This window comes from Bacillota bacterium, from assembly GCA_036504675.1.
Taxonomy (GTDB): domain Bacteria; phylum Bacillota; class Sulfobacillia; order JAJYWN01; family JAJZPE01; genus DASXUT01.
This window is the reverse complement of record DASXUT010000135.1, coordinates 1-15303: the sequence shown is the minus strand read 5'-3', so window position 1 is coordinate 15303 and position 15303 is coordinate 1. Positions and strand designations below refer to the sequence as shown.

Below are 15303 nucleotides of genomic sequence, written 5' to 3'. Positions count from 1 at the left end.
TTCCAGACGGCCCTGGGCCAGTTGACGGCCGGCCGTACGGCGCGGGCGGCCGAGGTCCGCGAGCGCTACGGGCGCATCGCCGACGGCCTGCGCGAGGTCCTGTGCCGTCTCTGAGCGGGCCTTGTCTGACATCCCGACTCTGGTCAAACGCCCGCCTTTCTGTTAAGCTGAGATGGGCCATTGGAAGGGCCCGCGGGGAGGAGAAGCCTTGACCAGTGAGGGACGTCCGAATCGCCCCGTTGTCGTCTACACCGACGGGGGGTCCCGCCACAACCCGGGGCCAGCGGCCATCGGCGTGGCCCTATTCGACCGGGAGGCCCTGGGTAAGCCGGCAGACGAGGGCCGAGACCCCGAGCCCTTCTTCCAGGTGGGGGCCTTCATCGGCCAGGCCACCAACAACGTCGCCGAATATCGGGCCCTCCTTCGTGGACTCGAGGCAGCAATCTCCGCCGGGGCCACGGCGATCGAGGTCCGATCGGACAGCGAGTTGCTCATCAAGCAGATGAAGGGCGCGTATCAAGTAAGGAACGAGGGGCTCATACCTCTCCACGGACGGGCCAGGGTCCTCGCCATGAAGCTACCGACCAGGTTCGTCCATGTACCGCGGGAGGCCAACCGGCTGGCCGACAGGCTGGTCAACCGGGCTCTCGATGAATGGGAGAGAAGGACCAAGGATGATCGCCAGAACGGCGCGGCGCAGGAACAAACGAAGAGCTGATCGGCCGCCAGCCGGGGTGGCCCGTAGCGGGGTGGCCCGTGGCGGTCTGGCCCTGGCCTTGACCTTGACCCTGACCTTGGCCTTCCTGGCCCTGGGCGCGGCCGGGACGGCCTTGGCGCAGCTCCAGGCCCAGGCCCAGGCCCAGGCTCAGTCCCAGGCTCCGCCGGCGTCCGCCGGGCCGAGCTATCCGACGCGCCCCGAGGGCTTCGTCAGCGACCTTGCCCGCGTCTTCAGCCCCGACGACCTCACCTACCTGGAAGGGATGCTTCGCGATCTGGAGCGGACGACCACGGCCGAGCTGGCCGTGGTCACGGTGCCGACGACCCAGCCGGCGACCATCGAAGAATACGCGGTCAAGCTCTTCGAGCGATGGGGCATCGGCAAGAAAGACCGCGGCAACGGCGTCCTATTGTTCCTGGCCATGGACGACCGCCAGGTCAAGATCGAGGTCGGGTACGGCCTGGAGGGGGCGATCACCGATGGGACGGCAGGATCGGTCCTGGACCGTTACGTCGTCCCCCGCTTCAAGGAAGGCAAGTACGCCGCCGGCTTGACCGACGGGGCCAAGGCCCTGGCCAACCTGATCGCCCGCGACGCCCAGACCGAGCTGTCGACGCCTTATCGGATCAAGGGCCGCGTCGTCGGCGGCGTCTTCCCGGCCTTCGTCTCCAGGGACTTCATCCTGCTCCTCGTCCTCGGGCTGCTCGGGGTGGTCGTCATCGTCATCGGCCTCAGCGGCTTCCTGACTCGGCGCTGCCCAAAGTGCCGCGGCCGGATGTGGCGCTTCGACCGGGTGATCGAGAAGGCCACCGCCCACGAGCCCGGTCGGGCCAAGCGAGTCTACAAGTGCCGCCAGTGCGGCTACGAGATCGAACGAGAATACACCACCCCGCCGTTGGGGCACAACGACGGTCGCACCGGGGGCTGGGGTGGCGCCGGTCCGGGCGGCCTCGGCGGCTTCGGCGGGTTCGGCGGCGGCGGAAAGCGGGGCGGTGGCGGCTTCGGCGGCTTTGGCGGCGGAAGCAGCGGCGGTGGGGGAGCCTCGCGGAAATGGTGAGTCTCCGGCCACCGATACGGCGGGGCCTGCCCGCCAGGACGACCATCGCGACGGCCGTCTCCCTGGTCATCACTTTCCTGGTCATCGTCAGCGCGCCGGCCTCCGGCGCGCTTTCGTCGTCGGGGCCGCTGGGCTCGCCGACGGCCACCGACGGGGGCCTCGTTTTCGCGGCCGGGCTCCGGACCCTCTCGGTGTCCGAGGCCGAGGGCCCGGTCTTGGTCGCCATTGACCGCGCTCTCTCTCCGTGGCCCGCCGCCGTTGCCGTCCAGCGGGTGGCGGCCGACTCCTGGCTAGTCGCCGTCGTCGACGGCCGTCCGTCCACGCTCTTCGACCACCTTCGGTTCCGCGGCCCCTGGCGCTCGGCACCCCCGCGGGTCGGCGGGCGGTTGACCCTCTATCGCTTCGACCGGGCGGCGGCGGCCGTCGCGAAGGTTTGGAGAGGCCCGGAATCGACGGTCAACCCTTGGTGGGCCGGCTTCGGCGACTTCACCGGGGACGGCCGCCCGAGCCTCCTGGTGGGCGTCTGGAAGACGGCCCGCTTCGACCCCGTCTATGACCGCCGACCGTTCATCTACGGGCTGTACCCGCCGGAGGACGACGACACCGACCCGAGCCCCCCCCACCCGAGCTCCCCCGACCCGTCGCCCTATCCGCTTTGGCTCGGCTCCCGCCTGTCGAGCCCGTTCATCAACCTGACCGCCGGCGATGTCGACGGCGACGGGGTCGATGAGATCGCCGCCACCACCACTCAGGCGGACGGGGGTTATGCCGTCTCGGTCTATGACTGGTCGGGTTTTGGCGTAACCCTGGGGGCCCGGGTGGAAGGCTTCAGGCAGGTTGCGGCGCTCTCGGTCATCGCCCCAGGGCGGCTGGCCGTCGTCGGCCGGCGCGGTCCGGGCGGGGATGCCCTCTTCATTTACAGAGCGGCGGGCGAGGCCCTCGCCGAGGTCGACTCCATCCGCTTACCAGCCAATTGGAACCGGCCGGGCGATTCCTTCGTCACTAGCCTTGGGGGCGGAGAGATCCTGACGGTCCGGCCCGACGGCCGGGTCACCGCCGCGGTCGCCCCCGGGAGGTAACATCCAAGCGTTATGTTAAGAAGTAATCGGACAGTCCGTCTCGTCGCCGTCTTCCTCACCCTGGTCCTCGTCCTGACGGCCCCAGGGCTCGGTGGTTGCCGAAGAACCCGGACGCCGGGGGAAGATTCGGACGGTACCAACGCCACAAACCCAGGCCCTGGTGGGACCACCACCACCGGCCAGACCGGCGACCCTGGGACGTCCGGTTCCGGCGAAACGCCCCCGGTCTATCCGGAAGACGCGAAGTGGTTGGACCCCGGCGCCTTCAAGAGCCCGGACTTCGCGGCCGTCCTCAAGCCCTATTCCGTGGCCGCCGGCCTGGCCAACGTGGCCAACCGGGAGCAGTTCGGCGAGTTCGACCCGGACATGACCAAAGCCTTGGTCCAAAGCGGGTTCGCCATCGGGTCCACCGTCGAGCAGCAGCTCTTTTACATCTATGAGAACAACGCCTACCTGAAGGTGCCGAGCCTGGTCACGACCGACTCGATCCTGCAGGTCTATCACGTCTTCTACGACTTCGTCCTCAGGCGGACGGAGACCGGCGCCCTCTACCCGAAGGCCCGCGAGTTCACCACGTCCATGCTCAAGGAGTTGATGAAGCTCCACGACCTAAACGGCGGAACTAAGGCGGCCCGGAGCGAGGTCTCTTCCAACGCCGACTGCCTGTTGGCCTACTTCCTGGTGGGCGCCAGGCTGCTCGGGGCCGATGTCCCCGAGGGGCTCTCCGGGTCCGTCCAGGAGATGGCCGGCGCCGAGCTTCAGCAGGTCCGGGCGGCCGGCGCGCGCGCCCAATCGGCCATCTTCCCGTTCCTCCTCGACTACACTCAGTTCATCCCGCGCGGGCACTATACCCGGAGCGAGGAGCTCAAGCAATACTTCCTCGGCCTGATGTGGTACGGACAGGTCCCTTTCCCGTTCAAGCTCCAGGCGGCCAACGGGTCGGAGGTCGTCGCCACGGAGAGCATCATCGAGGCCAGCCTCCTGACCTACACCCTGCATCAGCCGGGCAAGGACGGCGTGGCCCTGATCGACAGCTGGAAGGACCTCTACGAGCCGACGGTCTTCTTCGTCGGTCAGGCCGACGACCTGACCCCCGTCGAATACAAGTCCCTGATGGACCGGGTCTACGGCCAGTCGGCCGGCCCCGTGGACTTCCTCGATCGGGCCAGGATCAACAAGATGGCCGAAGAGGGCTCAAAGCTGCGCCAGCCCCGGATCGCCAACCAGCTGGCCGGCATTCCGTCCGGGGCCCAGATGCGCTTTATGGGCCAGCGCTACATCCCCGACTCGGAGATCCTTCAGCGGCTCAGCCAGTGGCCTGAACGACCGATACCGCGCGGCCTTGACGTGGCCGCCGTCCTCGGCTCGGCCAGGGCCGAAGACCACCTGACCGGCCTCTACAAGGAAGACCAGAAGTGGCCGGACTACCTGGACCGGCTCGGGCTCCTGAAGGATCAATTCGGCCGAATGGGCGACGGGGAGTGGCAGTCCGACGTCTACCACGGCTGGCTGTGGGCCCTGAAGGCGATGTGCGCCACCAAGGGCCAGGGCTTCCCGTCCTTCATGCGCAGCCAGGCCTGGCCGGACAAGGTCCTCAACACGACCCTGGGGAGCTGGGCCGAGCTTCGCCACGACACGCTCCTGTACGCCAAGGCCAGTGGGGCCGAGTGCGGCGGCGACGGGCCGCCGGAGATCCTCGGCTACGTCGAGCCGGAGGTCGAGTTCTACGCCCGCCTCGGTTGGCTCACCGAGAAGTTGGCCGCCGGCCTCGAGCAGCGAGGCTACCTCAACGAGCAGATGCGGGCCAAATTCCACTACTTCCGTCGGTTGGTCCGCTTCCTGGAGGACGTCTCCAAGAAGGAACTTGCCGGTCAGCCGCTGACCCGCGCCGAGTACGACCAGATCCTCACCTACGGCGCCGCCCTCGAGCACATGACGGCCTCGGTCATCGACACCGAGTCGCCGTTCGGGGGGGTTCACTGGTTCGAGATCCAGAGCGAGACCGACAAGAACATGGCCGTCATCGCCGACATTCACACCTCGCTGGGCACCTGCCTCGAGGCGGGGGTCGGGCCGGCCTACGAGATCTATGCCGTCGTCCCCATCGATGGGAAGCTCTACCTGACCCGGGGGGCCGTCTTCTCCTACTACGAGTTCACTCAGCCAACCAACGCGCGCCTGACTGACGAGGCCTGGCAGCGACAGCTCAACGACGGCTCGGCGCCGCCCCAGCCGGAATGGCTCGCGCCGCTGATCAAAGGCAAGAAGAAGGCCATCCCCCAGCCGAGGGAGACCTACACCTCGGGATGCTGAAGAGGCCTGGTCTGATCGTTGCCTTCCGGCGGGCGGCGGCGCTGGTGACGGTCCTGACGGCGCTGGCGGCCATGACGGCCCTGGCCGCGACCGGCTGCGGGCTGGGCCGGCGCCCACCGGTGAAGGAGCCCGGCGAAGTGACTCTCGTCGCCGCCGGGGACATCCTCCTCGATCGGGGCGTGGCCGCCCAGACCAAGGTCCACGGCTGGTCCTACCCGCTGGCCCGGGTGGCCTCCCGCCTCAAATCGGCCGACCTGGCCTTCGCCAACCTCGAAGGACCGATCACCGACCGTGGGGTGGGCCTGCCCAAACAGTTCGTCTTCCGCGCCCCGCCCGAGGCTGCCCGGGCCCTCCGCCTGGCCGGCCTCGACGTCCTTTCCGTGGCCAACAACCACACCTTGGACTACGGTTCGGTCGGGCTTCTGGACACCCTGGACCAGTTGAACCAGGAGTCGATCGCGGCGGTCGGCGCCGGGAAGGACGCGGGTGAAGCCCGCCGGCCGAAGGTCGTCGAGGCCGATGGGATCAAGCTCGCCTTTCTGGCCTATAACGTTTTCCCCAACGAGGTCCTGGCGCCGGTCGAAGACGAACCAGCGGTGGCCATGCTCGAGCCGCGGACCCTGGCCGAGGAGATCGCCGCGGCCAAGGGCCTCGCCGACGTGGTCGTCGTCTCGATCCACTGGGGCGAGGAGTTCAGCCGCGTGCCGACCAAGGGCCAGCGCGACCTGGCCCGCGCGGCCATTGACGCCGGGGCGGGCCTCGTCCTCGGCCATCACCCCCACGTCCTTCAACCCCTGGAGGCCTACCACGGCGGCTTGATTGCCTACAGCCTGGGCAACTTGGTCTTCGACCCAGATCGTCCGGAGGCCGCCCAGAGTGCCCTCTTGACCGTCCGCCTGAGCCGTTCGGGGGTGGTCGGCTTCGACGTCGAACCGCTGGTCATCCGGGCCGCCCAGCCCCGCCCGGCCAAGGGGGACGAGGCCGCCGGGGTCAGGGCCGTCCTCGGACCATAGGAGAGAGCCGCCGGCATCGATGGCCTTGCCAAAAGCGGTCCGAGACCTTAGAATTGCATCGGGAGTTGAACCGGGCGGCGGGACTCTTGTCGGAACCGGCCCCACCGCCATCGGCCCGAATCATCGGACGGAGGATAAGACACGCATGCGCAATACCCCGCTCGTCATCCTCGGCGTCATCGTCCTGGTCATCCTTATGGCCGGCGGCTGGGGAGTCTCGTCTTACAACGGTCTCATCCGCCAGGACCAGGCGGTGAAGGCCCAGTGGGCCCAGGTCGAGAACCAGCTCCAGCGGCGCTATGCCCTGATCCCCAACCTGGCCAGCACGGTCAGCAGCTACGCGGCTCACGAGGCCGGCGTCTTCACGTCCATCGCCGACTCTCGGGCCAAGATCGGCGGCGCCCCCACGCCCGACCAGGAGGCGGCCCTCGACAAGCAGTACTACAGCGCTCTGTCACGACTGCTGGTCATTCGCGAGGCCTATCCGGAGCTCAAAGCCAACGAGAACTACATTCGAATGATGGATGAACTGGCCGGCACGGAGAACCGCATCGCCACCGAGCGCGGGCGTTACAACGAGAAAGTGGCCGATTTCAACACGCGAGTCAAGGTCTTCCCGACGGTCCTCATCGCCCGGATGGCCGGTTACGGCGAGAAGCCATTCTTCCAAGCTCCGCCCGAAGCCTCGACCGTGCCGCAGGTGTTCACGAAATAGCCTCGCCGCGGTCCACGACAGCCGCGGTCCACGAATTTGACTTGCTGCCGTCAAACGTGCTATGATGTTCTTCTGGAATGAGTTGCGACAATGATTCGTGGCCGTTTCGAAGGTTCAAAGATAAGTTCAATAAGGCTTTGAGTGGGTCAGACGGTCGCGAGCGCAATGGCCGCAAGGTCGCGCTCGAGGAAAGTCCGAGCTCCATAGGGCAGGGTGCTGGGTAACGCCCAGTGAGGGTAACCTCAAGGAAAGTGCCACAGAAATAAACCGCCCGATCATACCAGCGGCTTTAGGCCGCGCGACGGCCGCGAGGCCGTGGCTGGTCGGGTAAGGGTGCAACGGTGCGGTAAGAGCGCACCAGCGTCCGGGCGACCGGACGGCTAGGTAAACCCCACCCGGAGCAAGACCAAATAGGGGAAGGTTGATGTGGCCCGCGTACTTCCCGGGTTGGTCGCTGGAGGACGACGGTGACGTCGCCCCTAGATAGATGACCGTTCACGACTGAACTCGGCTTACCGACTCACTCGAAGCCAATTGACGACGAGACCTGCTTTCGGGCTTGAAAGAGCGCGAAGGCGGGTTCTTTTTTTGTCTCCGGTCTCCCCGACGAGCCGGGCTATCGGCAAGCCTCTGTAAAGAGCGAGCCCCCATCCGCCGATGAGTAGACTGGACACCTTTTACGGTGGTGTGACTAACACCCATTGCGGGGAGAGTGAAGCTTCGGATGATGAGAGCCGCCCTTGCCCTGGTCTTGTCCCTGGCCCTTACCCTGCTGCTCCCGGTCGCCCCGGCCCCGGCCCTGGCGGCCGAGGTCACCCTCGATACGCGGGTCTCCGTTTCCTTTCTGGACCCACTGGACGCCGAGGACTGGCGGGAGGCCGATCTGGCCCATCTCCGTGACCTTGTGGCCAAGCTGCCGATTCAGGCCAATGAGGTCCTGGTGACGATCATCAAGGAGACCCTCGAGATCGGGAACCTCCTCGACGCCACCCAGGGACAGGCCGGATACCGCAGCGACCGAGGGTTCATCGTCTACGACCTGACGACCAGCCTGAAGGTGCTCACTCTGGACGCGGCGGAGAAGGCCAGAAAGGCCATCCTCGAGGCCTACGACTCCGAGCCCGGACCGTGGGGCGAGAAGAGTGTCCAGTTGCCGAGCCAGTACTATCCGCCTGTCTTCAAGTATGGCGACTTTTTCGCTGAGGGCTGGGCCGCCGCCGAAGATTGGCCGGAGGCTTCCGAGGCCATCAAGGCCCTGGAAGACCTGCCCATCGTCGACGACGCCTTTCGGACCGACACCGGCTGGCCCCTCGAGGTCTACTGCCTGCCGTACAACCTGGTCGACCAGACTGCCCCTGACTACCGGGTCGGGGTCGTCTTCGGCGAGGGTAAGCTCTTCCTCGGGGCCAGCGCACGGCCGACCGCCCACAACGTCGTCTATGGATTCGGCCACCTGTTCAGCGACCGTTTCCTGGCCGACCCGGTCAAAAACCCGAGCCGTTGGAACGAGTACAAGGCCCTCCGCGGGATCCCCGCCGACCGCATGGATAGCGAGGTCTATCACTGCTTCGCTGAGGACTTCCGGGTCGCCCTGGGGAACGCCGCCGCGGCCGAGTGGGTCAGTAGCTCAGAATGGGGTGACCCGATCGACAACGGACTGGCTGATAAGCTGAAGGCTTGGTTGATCGAGCTGGCCGGCTCCGGGTTCCAGCCCCCCGAGATGGAAGAATTGGTCAAACGCTGGAGGGACGGCCTGGAACTGGGCGCCCTGGCCCCCCTGACCAATGTCATGGGCATCGACCGGGTCCCTGACCGTGACTGGTACATGGCCGGGGCGTCGCCGGTTCCGGCGCTCGCCGTGGCCCGGCTCGGGCAGTCGTTCGCCCTGAGCCGCGAATGGTCGGGGAGTCGCGACGTCTCCAGGTACTTCATCTTCTCCCTCGACTCCCCCGAAGGCCTGCTGGCCTTCCAGATGCCGGAGGCCTCCTCCGACCAGTCCATGGACCACGGGAGCCTGTCCTCGCCAGCGTCCTTCAATACCAGCTACGATGTTGAGGACCTGCACTTCTTCACCGACCGCCGGGCGGGGGCGGTCGAGGATCACTCGACCGACCGGCCTTCCGCCGTCACCGGGTTCGGCCTGGGCGACGAAGGCGTCTCCAGCGCGAGCCCCCATTTCTCGTACGACGCCGGCCGCGTCACCTCAGTCTCCGTGAGCCTCTTCGGGACCCAAATCACCGCCAACCCCAAGAGCGTGCAGAGGTTCTCGGTCTCCAACCCGGTCACGCCCGGCCAGGTGGACCGGGTCTACCTGCCGGTCCGCGACGGCCTCTATGACCTGACGATCAAGGCCGATGGGACCTACAAGCATGCCTTCCTCGTCCTCGATACCCCCGAGGACCCCTGGGCGGTCGCTCTCGCCGAGGGCGGGAGACTCGATCTTGGGGCGGTGGCCGCCGACGGTCAGGGGAATTGGGCTGTCGCCGCCCGGCCGGTGTCCGCGGTCGATGGGTCGCCGCGACTGCGGGTGACCCTCACGGGCGCGGCCGACGCCACCGTCGGCAACATCGTTCCGGTCTCGGCCGACGGTCTGACCGTCGTCGGCCCCGTCAGCCCCCTCAAGTTCAATGGGAATCGCTTCGAGGCCCAGGTCGATCTGGCCCAGACGGCCGGGCCCTACCGCCTCCGCCTTGAGTTGCAGGAGGGGTACGTCCTGAAGGATCGGGGGACGATCGCCCTCCTGGCCTGGCCCGAGCCCGCCACCGCGCCGGCTGCGCAGGCGCCGCGGGCCTTCGCCCGGGCGATGGTCGACCTGGCCACCACCGCCCTTCAGGAGCACCGGGTCATGGACGCCTTACGAGCCCTGGTCGGAGCGGTCAATTACTGGGACACCGTCCTCCCGGGAACGGACCGGGTCCAGCCGGTGTCCCTGGGCGTATACTCCGACGGGGTGAAAGCCGCCAGAGAGGCCCTGGCCGCCCTGACCATCCTCTTCCAGAACACCTCCACCCAGAGCCTGCTCGACCAACTGGCGATCAAGGACTACCTTCTGGCGGCCCGCCAGGCCGGCCCGTTCAGAGTCTATGGAGGCCCGACCTTGGCCGACGCGGCGGACCATTGGTCGGCTCAGTACATCCGACCGATGCTGGCCAAGGGGATCATCAAGGGCTTCTCCGACGGTTCCCTGCGTCCGGACAGCCCGGTCAGCCGGCTGGAGGCCCTGGTCATGACCGAGCGCCTGGCCGGCCTCGAGGCCGAGGCGAGGGACTCCGCGGCGACCATGAGCAGCCTACCATACAGCGACGGTGGTTCGATTCCCGCGTGGGGCCTCGGCTACGTGGCCACCGCCGTCGCCCACGACCTGGTTGACGTGAAAAGCGGTCGCCTCCGCGCTTCCGAGCCGTGCACGAGGGCTGAGGCTGCCGTCATGCTGGTCAGAGCGCTGGGCCCGACGGCCGTTCAGGAGGCCCAGGGGCGGATGCGGGAGAAGACTGCCTTCGTCGATGACGCGGCCATCCCGGGGACCACCCGCGGCTACGTCATCGTCGCCGTCGACCGCGGCCTCATCAAGGGGTCGGCCGACGGGAAGTTCCTGCCGACCAAGTCCCTCAGCCGGGCGGAGCTGTCAACGATGCTGAACCGGCTGGACGGGCTGGTCAGCTCAAGCGTCGATAGCCTCGAGGTCAGCGGGACCCTGACCGCCGTCGAGGGCGACCGGCCGGCTGTCCTGACGGTCAAGACGGCCGGCGGGGAGAGGACCGTCCCGCTGCTCATGGACGCGGTGGTCATCAAGGCGGGGAGCGAGGTCGGGGCCGACGCCCTGTCGGCCGGTGACAAGCTGCGGATCATCACCGATGCCAACGGCTATGCGGTCATCGTCGAAAGCCAGGGACCCTGAGTGAAAACGGCCGGCGGGCCCGCCCGCCGGCCAACCGAAGCTGACAAGGCGAGCCTTCCGCCGGAACGCGGAAGGCTTTTCCTGTCCCCGCGCGGCCCGCATGCCCGAAAAGGCGCAGGTAAGTCGGCTAATTGTGGCGACCTTCTGGAACAAAGACCCCAGCCATGCCGTCAGTAAGGTGGAATCCTACTCTGGGGGTGTCTCCGTTGAAGCAGTGGAAGAAGGCCCTCGGAACGGCCTTGATCATTCTCACCATGACAGCCACGCCGGCCCTGGCCACCCCCCCATCCAACCCGGCCGCGGTGACCTTGACCGGCAAGGTCACTTACGAGGACCTCGAGGGGGGCTACTACGCCGTCAACGGCTGGATGCTCATCGGCCAGACGGCCGTCTTCCAGCAATACCTCGGCCGGGACGTCGTCGTCACCGGGATCCCCTTCCCCAACCGTCCCAAGCGCCCGCCTATCCTCCACGGAAGGCGGGCTTTTCGATCCCCGGGCCGGTGGCAGGAAACGTCCGTCACCCGTAGAAGTAGCCCAACGGAATAGTCCGGTAACGTGGTCGGCGGAACAACGCTTCACCGTTCGCCACCGCCGGCCGCCAGGGGAGGCGTTCAATCCATGGCCGTTCCGCCCGCCCCGCAGTGCGAGATCTGGTCCGAAGGCAAAGGGCTCAGCCCCCGTATCCGGAGACTGCGCCAGGAGTACTTCTCCTTCCGCGACCGTCCGTATTTCCGCAACGAGGTCCGCCCGTACACCACCGGCGTCCCCTGGGACTTCGTCTATTCCCCCCACAACTGGGGCGTAGTCCCGGAGACCTACGTGTTTTTCCCGTCCTTCAGTGACTCGCTCCTGGCCATGGCCGAGCGCGTTGACGTCCCGGCCGACTTGTACGGCCGGCCCATCCCCGTGCGGCGGGCCCTCTTCTTCAACCTCGTCCTCGAAAAGCACCTGCCCGTGCAGATCCTCGACCGCGAACTGATCGTCGGCGGCCAGTTCAACACGGCCCTGTCGCGGACCCTCGGCAAGGCGGAGGCCGCCCGCTGGCGCAAGGCCGAGGACGCCTTCGTCAAGCGGGTCGCCGAGGCCCACAACGCCGGCATCGGTAACGCCGGGGCCGTCCCCGGGCATCTCATCCCGAACTACAAGAAGGTCCTCGAAAAGGGCTTCAAGGGCATCGCCGCCGAGGTCGACGCGGCCATCGCCGCCCTGGGGCCGGCGCCGTCCGCCGCCGGCCGGCGGGCCGCCCTCGAGTCGTTCCGCCTGTCCTGCGAGGCCCCGCGGATCATCGCCCGCCGCTATGCCGAGGAAGCTCGCCGGCTGGCCACCACCGAGCCCGGCCTGGCCCGCCGGGCCGAGCTCGAGGCCATCGCCGCCAAGTGCGACCGCGTCCCCTGGGAGCCGGCCGGCGACTTCTGGGAGGCCCTCCAGTCCCTCTGGTTTACCCACATGTTGGTCATGGCGGCCGAGTCCTACCCGGGCGCCGGCCTCTCCCACGGCCGGGTCGACCAGTACCTCTACCCGTATTTCCATCGCGACCTGAACTCGGGCAGGCTGACCCGGGACCAGGCCCGCGAGCTCCTCGAGGCCTGGTGGATCAAGCACAACTACGCCTACGACTATCAGGGCCGGGTCGGCACGAACCAGGGCATCAACTCGGGCTTTGGTCAGCTCCTGACGGTCGGCGGCCTCGGGCCGGACGGCCGCGACGCCTCCAATGACCTGACCCGCCTGATCATCGAGGTCATCGAGGAGATGAACCTGCTCGAGCCGAAGCCCAACATCCGGCTGCACCGGGGGACGCCGGACGACCTCCTCGACCGGATCGTCGAGGCCGTCGCCAGGGCCCAGGGGGCGCCGTTCCTCCTCAACTTCGACGAGAACGCCATCGCCGCCCTGAGGACCGAGGGTCTGCCCGAGGAACTCCTCTGGGACTATGCCCCGGTCGGCTGCCTGGAGAACACCCTTCAGGGCTGTGACCGTTCGGGTACGGTCGACGCCAACGTGAACCTGGCCAAGGCGGTCGAGTTGGCCTTGAACGACGGCCGGGACCTGGCCACCGGTAGGCAGTTCGGACCGCGCACCGGAGATCCACTTACCTTCCACACCTATGACCAGTTCCTGAGCGCGGTGAAGGCCCAACTCCTCTTCGTCTGCCGACACGTCGTCGAACTGGCGGCCGAGGCCGACGCCATCCGCTCACGCTTTGAACCCACGCCATACCTCTCGCTCCTCGTCGACGGGTGCGTCGAGCAAGGTCGTGACGTCACCAACGCCGGGGCCCGCTTCAATTTCATCACCCTGGAGGGGGTCGGGCTGGCCACCCTGGCCGATTCCGTGGCCGCCGTGAGGAGGCTGGTCTACGACGACCGACGCCTGCCCATGGCCGACCTCGTGCGGGCCCTCAAGGACAACTTTCAGGGCCACGAGGAGCTTCAGGACATCCTGGTCAACCACGCCCCGAAGTTTGGCAACGACGACCCCTATGCCGACGGCATCGCCCGCGAACTGTCGTCCCTCTGGACGGAGGAGGCCCTGAAGCACACCTCGCCGGCCACCGGCCGCCGCTTCCGGGGCGGTTACCTGTCGTGGAATTACTGGATCGGCTACGCCCCGCTGCTGGCGGCCACGCCCGACGGACGGCCGCGCGGGCGGGCCCTCTCCAACGGCGTCTGTCCGGTCGCCGGCCGGGACGAAAGCGGACCGACGGCGGTCATCCGCTCGGTCGGGTCCCTCGGCCTGGCCTCGGCGCCCAACGGGGCTTCGCACACGATGTCCTTCTCCCGGGCCGTCCTGGCCGACCCGGAGCACCGGCGAAAGTTCGCCGCCCTCCTGAGGGCCTACGGCGAGGTCGGGGGAACGGCTTTGCAGATCAACATCCTCGACGCCGACACCCTGCGGGCCGCCCAGGCCCACCCGGACGACTACCGCAACCTCCTGGTCCGGGTGACCGGCTACAACGCGTACTTCGTCAACCTCGGGCGGGAGCTGCAGGACGAGCTGATCGCCAGGGAGAGCCACCGGGCGTGAGCGCCCTTGCCGCCCGCATCTTCAACGTCCAGCGTTTCTCGACCGAGGACGGACCCGGCCTGCGGACGACCGTCTTCATGAAGGGCTGCCCGCTCCGTTGTCGGTGGTGCCACAACCCCGAGGGCCTGACCGCTCCCGACCAGCTGGCCTGGACCGCGGCCCGCTGTGCCCGATGCTACCGGTGCGTGGCGGCGTGTCCGCGGAAGGCCGTGGCCCCGGGGACCGCCGGAGGGGCCGCCGACCGGCCGGCCGATCCGATCATCGACCGCGCCCGTTGCCTCATCGGTCACGACGACCCATCCTGCCGCCACGCCTGCGCGACGGCCTGCCCGCGCAAGGCGATCGAGGTGGTCGGCCGCCGGGTCGATGTCGATTCCCTGGTCGGCGAACTCCTTCGGGACGAGCCCTTCTACCGGGCCTCCGGCGGCGGGGTGACCTTCTCCGGCGGGGAAGCCGGTTGGCAGGCCGATTTCGTCATCGCCGCCGCCGAGCGCCTACGGGCGGCCGGCGTCCATGTCGCCCTGGACACCTCGGGACACTTGCCGGCGGCCGATTTCGACCGCCTGGCGGTGGCCGTCGACCTCGTCCTCTTCGACCTCAAGCACCGCGACCCGGCCCGCCACCAGGAGCTGACCGGCGTCGGACTCGAGCTGATCGACGCCAACTTCCGCCGGCTGGCCGGGGGCGACTTGGCCGGGGACACGCCCGTCGTCTGGGTCCGCGTGCCCGTCATCCCCGGCTGCACCGACGACGAGGACAACGTCCGGGCCGTCGCCCGGTTCATCATTGAGGTTCTACCCCGAGCGGCCACCCCCGGCCTCGGTCCCCGGTCTATTCGGGTCGACCTGCTGGCCTACAACAACCTGGCCGAGGGCGACTACGCCCGGGTCGGCCTACCGTACAAGCTTGGCGGGTTGCCCCTCTGCCGGCGCGAAGACCTCGACCGCCTGAAGGCGGCGATGGCCGCCGAGGGCCTGGCCGAGGTCCACGTCTCCGGCCGATTCCGAAGCGACGATGGGAGGAACGACGGACATGCCCGAGCGACTCAATGACGAACAGATGCTGATGCTGGCCGGGGAGATGACCCCCAAGTTCCTGGCCACCCGGTCGGCCGACGGTCGGCCGAACGTCGTCCCTATCCTGTCGGTCCAAGCGGCCGATCCGAAGACGATCATCTTCGGCGAGTTCCTGATCTGGAAGACCCGCGATAACCTGGCCGCCGACCCGTGCCTGGCCGGCCTGGTGATGACCCAGCAGTTGAAGTTCTTCCGCTTCCGGGCGAAGGTCAGGGACTTCGTCAAGACGGGGCCCTACTTCGATCAGGTCAGCGGAGGGGCGATGTTCCGTTACAACCCGTACACCGGTGTCCGAGGGGTGTGGGTGGCGGATCTCGTCGAGGCCGAGCCCATCGCCTCCATCAGCCCGCTCTCGGTGGCCGCCGGCTATCTCGGCAACCGGTTGAGCGGCGCTCCGCGCCTCGT

At 67.9% G+C, this 15303-nt stretch carries 11 protein-coding genes and 1 other RNA gene; all 12 read left to right on the top strand.

The window, feature by feature from the left end:
* Positions 1 to 208: 208 nt before the first annotated feature.
* Entirely contained in the window at positions 209 to 718 is a 510-nt protein-coding gene (locus VGL40_09365; protein HEY3315464.1) for a ribonuclease HI family protein, read from the top strand.
* 31 nt (positions 719 to 749) lie between these two features.
* Positions 750 to 1775 carry a TPM domain-containing protein gene (locus VGL40_09360; protein ID HEY3315463.1) on the top strand — a complete coding sequence of 342 codons (1026 nt, stop codon included), beginning with the start codon at positions 750 to 752 and terminating at the stop codon, positions 1773 to 1775.
* The gene (locus VGL40_09355; protein ID HEY3315462.1) at positions 1769 to 2854 is read left to right on the top strand and encodes a hypothetical protein; all 1086 of its coding nucleotides are present in this window, start codon (positions 1769 to 1771) and stop codon (positions 2852 to 2854) included. Before VGL40_09360 ends, VGL40_09355 begins: the two co-directional genes overlap by 7 nt.
* A gap of 249 nt (positions 2855 to 3103) precedes the next feature.
* Entirely contained in the window at positions 3104 to 5167 is a 2064-nt protein-coding gene (locus VGL40_09350) for a DUF3160 domain-containing protein (protein ID HEY3315461.1), read from the top strand.
* Positions 5161 to 6180 carry a CapA family protein gene (locus VGL40_09345; GenBank protein ID HEY3315460.1) on the top strand — a complete coding sequence of 340 codons (1020 nt, stop codon included), beginning with the start codon at positions 5161 to 5163 and terminating at the stop codon, positions 6178 to 6180. The genes VGL40_09350 and VGL40_09345 overlap by 7 nt, the downstream gene beginning before the upstream one ends.
* A gap of 145 nt (positions 6181 to 6325) precedes the next feature.
* A complete protein-coding gene (locus VGL40_09340; protein ID HEY3315459.1) occupies positions 6326 to 6895 on the top strand; it encodes a LemA family protein in 570 nt (189 codons plus the stop codon).
* A 138-nt stretch (positions 6896 to 7033) separates the two neighbouring features.
* Positions 7034 to 7426: RNase P RNA component class A (gene rnpB / locus VGL40_09335), an RNA gene on the top strand.
* Positions 7427 to 7619: 193 nt separating this feature from the next.
* Entirely contained in the window at positions 7620 to 10793 is a 3174-nt protein-coding gene (locus tag VGL40_09330; GenBank protein HEY3315458.1) for an S-layer homology domain-containing protein, read from the top strand.
* A gap of 206 nt (positions 10794 to 10999) precedes the next feature.
* Positions 11000 to 11341: a hypothetical protein gene (locus VGL40_09325; GenBank protein HEY3315457.1), complete on the top strand. Its 342-nt coding sequence runs from the start codon at positions 11000 to 11002 to the stop codon at positions 11339 to 11341.
* 72 nt (positions 11342 to 11413) lie between these two features.
* A complete protein-coding gene (locus VGL40_09320) occupies positions 11414 to 13822 on the top strand; it encodes a pyruvate formate lyase family protein (protein HEY3315456.1) in 2409 nt (802 codons plus the stop codon).
* Entirely contained in the window at positions 13819 to 14874 is a 1056-nt protein-coding gene (locus VGL40_09315; GenBank protein HEY3315455.1) for a glycyl-radical enzyme activating protein, read from the top strand. The genes VGL40_09320 and VGL40_09315 overlap by 4 nt, the downstream gene beginning before the upstream one ends.
* On the top strand, positions 14855 to 15303 hold a 449-nt coding region (locus tag VGL40_09310), incomplete at its 3' end, for a pyridoxamine 5'-phosphate oxidase family protein (protein ID HEY3315454.1). The genes VGL40_09315 and VGL40_09310, both read left to right, overlap by 20 nt.